The organism is Clavibacter lycopersici (assembly GCF_003576405.1).
Classification (GTDB): Bacteria; Actinomycetota; Actinomycetes; order Actinomycetales; family Microbacteriaceae; genus Clavibacter; species Clavibacter lycopersici.
This window is the reverse complement of the sequence record NZ_QWGT01000316.1, coordinates 1-2,560: the sequence shown is the minus strand read 5'-3', so window position 1 is coordinate 2,560 and position 2,560 is coordinate 1. Positions and strand designations below refer to the sequence as shown.

General features: G+C 74.1%; 3 protein-coding genes and 1 pseudogene. 2 read left to right on the top strand and 2 right to left on the bottom strand.

What is annotated here, in order from left to right; all coding sequences use genetic code 11:
* Nucleotides 1-675, bottom strand: a 675-nt coding sequence (locus tag DZG00_RS14485; protein WP_119455771.1) for a Pr6Pr family membrane protein, incomplete at its 3' end; no start/stop codon positions are given.
* Between the two features lie 116 nt (nucleotides 676-791).
* On the opposite strand from DZG00_RS14485, the gene DZG00_RS14480 reads away from it, so the two are divergent.
* A complete protein-coding gene (locus tag DZG00_RS14480) occupies nucleotides 792-1,799 on the top strand; it encodes an NADP-dependent oxidoreductase (protein ID WP_233549171.1) in 1,008 nt (335 codons plus the stop codon).
* 40 nt (nucleotides 1,800-1,839) lie between these two features.
* On the opposite strand, the gene DZG00_RS14475 is transcribed toward DZG00_RS14480, so the two are convergent.
* Nucleotides 1,840-2,328 (bottom strand): hypothetical protein, encoded by a 489-nt coding sequence (locus tag DZG00_RS14475; RefSeq protein WP_119382955.1) that lies wholly within the window; start codon nucleotides 2,326-2,328, stop codon nucleotides 1,840-1,842.
* A 40-nt stretch (nucleotides 2,329-2,368) separates the two neighbouring features.
* On the opposite strand from DZG00_RS14475, the pseudogene DZG00_RS14470 reads away from it, so the two are divergent.
* Nucleotides 2,369-2,560, top strand: a pseudogene (locus tag DZG00_RS14470) (NTP pyrophosphohydrolase); the annotation flags it as partial.

Sequence of the window (2,560 nt, the reverse complement as noted above, 5' to 3'; positions counted from 1 at the left end):
GGCGCCCACCTCCTCCGGCTCCCCGCCTCCCGGGCGCGCGCCGTCCCGGGGTCCGACCTCCGCCGGCCGCACCCGGCTGAGCGCCACGACGGACGCGGACACCCCGGCCAGCACGCCCGCGACGAGCGCCATCCACGCGGCGATCTCGAACGGGACGCCGACCTGCGCCGGGTCGAGGAAGAAGTACGGGTACCAGCCGACGCGCGGACCGCGGACCTCCGTGAACGCGCACCAGGCAACGGGGAAGAGCATCGCCCAGCCCACGGCCTTCCACGTGACGCGCGGCCGACCGGGCGCGAGGGTCCAGTCGAGGAGCGCGTACGCGGGGATCACGAAGTGCAGCAGCCGGCTCGACCACGGCACCTCGACGTAGTAGGCCTGCGAGCTGGACTCGAGCACGATGAGGCCGAAGACCACGCCCGACACCACGACGTAGCTGAGGACGACCGCGCGCACGGCGGCCATGAGCGCCGGCTCGACGCCTCCGCGGAGCGCGTGCACGCCGGACGCGGCGAGCACGACGACGCCGGCCATCGCGCTCTGCGTCGTGAAGTAGCTGAACCAGTTCTCGGCCGCGAACGTCGTGAAGCCCTGCACGTAGTCGAAGTCCGCGACCAGGGCGACGACCACGACGATCGCGGCGATGAGGCGCACGCCGCCGAGGATCCTCTGCACGTGACTCCGATCGCGACCGACTCCGGGCAGGTCCGCCGCGTCCAGTCTACGAACGAGGTCTCACGATCGGCTCCGCGCCCTCGCGCGTCGCGAGCCGGAGCGGCAGGATGACGGCCATGAGCCCTTCATCGCGATCCACCAGCCAGCAGGTGCAGTTCGGGTCCTTCGGCGGCGTCGACGTCCTCGAGGTCGTCGACGTCCCGCGTCCCTCGCCCGGCCCCGGCGAGGTGCTCGTCGAGGTCTTCGCGGCGGGCATCAACCACATCGAGGCGTACATCCGGCAGGGGCGCTTCCCCGACGAGGTGCCGACGTCCTTCCCCAACGGCCAGGGCAGCGACTTCGCCGGCTGCATCGCCGCGGTCGGCGAGGGCGTCACCCGGTTCAGGAAGGGCCAGGACGTCCTCGGCCACACCGTGATGGCGGCGCACGCGACGCACGTGGTCGTGCCAGCGGGCAACGTCGTCCTGAAGCCCGCCGCGCTCCCGTGGGAGATCGCCGGGGGCCTCTTCCTCGCGGGCCTCGTGGCCCACGACGTGCTGCACGCCGTGACGGTCGGCGAGGGCGACACCCTCGTGGTCACCGCGGCGGCCGGCGGCGTCGGCAGCATCGAGGCGCAGCTCGCCATGCGGCGCGGCGCCCGCGTCATCGGCACGTGCGGCGAGCGGAACTTCGACTACCTGCGCCAGATCGGCGTCACCCCGGTCGTCTACGGCGACGGCCTGGCCGACCGGATCCGCGCTGCCGCGCCGAACGGCGTGCAGGGCTTCGTCGACAACTTCGGCGGCGGCGAGCAGGTGGCCGAGGAGCTCGGGGTGGCGGGGAAGCGCTTCAGCTCGAGCGACGACCGCCGGGAGATCGAGCTCGAGGCCGTCCTGCCGCCCGTGGAGGAGGACGACGTGCACCGCTCCCGCACGCTCGCGACGGTCGCGGAGCTCGCCGCCAAGCGCGAGGTCGACGTGCTCGTCTCAGGCTTCTACCCGCTGGCCGAGGTCCAGGAGGCGTTCGACGACCTCGAGCGCCGACACGCGCGCGGCAAGATCGTGCTCGGCATGCGGCCCGTGCACTACCCGGGCGACCGGCGCAGCACGGCGAAGGCGCGCGACGTGGCGGAGGGGCGGGCCTGACGCGGGTCGGCTGACGCGCGTCAGGTGATGCTCGTCTGGGTCAGTGCGCGACGACCTCGACGACCTCGGCGGGCTCCGGCTCGGCCGGGGCCTCGATGTGCGCCTCGCGCCAGCGCAGCAGGTCGCGCACCGCGGGCGACTCGTCGCACTCGAGCATCGCGACCGCGGCGCGCGGCGTCGCGTCGTTGACCGCCAGCCAGGAGCGGACGCGCTCCGAGGTGTCGCCCACGAGCATCGTGAGCACGGCGGCCGGCGCGGCGGAGTTCCGGGCGAGACATGCACGGACGCCCTCGTCGGCGTCGCGCGCGAGCGCACGCTGCACGTCGATCGGCGCGTGCAGGCTGCTCGCGACGCTCTCCCGCACCTTGGGGTCGCGGTGCTCGGCGAGCAGGCGCAGACGGCGGATCTTGCTGGGCGTGACCTCGGGCGCGGGATGCAGCGCGGCCGCCTGCTCCGCGGTGAGGACGGCGGGCGCGGTCCGGTGCAGGGCCTCGAGCTGCGCGGCGGTGGTGAACCTGATGCACGACATGCCCCGACGCTATCGAAGGTGCCCGTGAGATGGTGGATCCATGACCGCCGTGCGCCCGCCCGAGCCCCCGCGCGGGGCGCATCGCGACAGCGGAGACGCGTGGGTCGAGGGCCCCGACGGCCAGCGGTTCTGGGGCGCGTACGGCGCGGCCGGCCTCCTCGTGCACGACCCGGACCGCGGCGTGCTGCTGCAGCACCGCGTCGCGTGGAGCCACCACGGCGGCACGTGGGGG

Bases quoted from the DNA above. Each gene is read 5' to 3' on its own strand.
- DZG00_RS14480 (WP_233549171.1), top strand. From the start codon at position 792: ATGAGCCCTTCATCGCGATCCACCAGCCAGCAGGTGCAGTTCGGGTCC.
- DZG00_RS14475 (WP_119382955.1), bottom strand. From the start codon at position 2,328: ATGTCGTGCATCAGGTTCACCACCGCCGCGCAGCTCGAGGCCCTGCAC.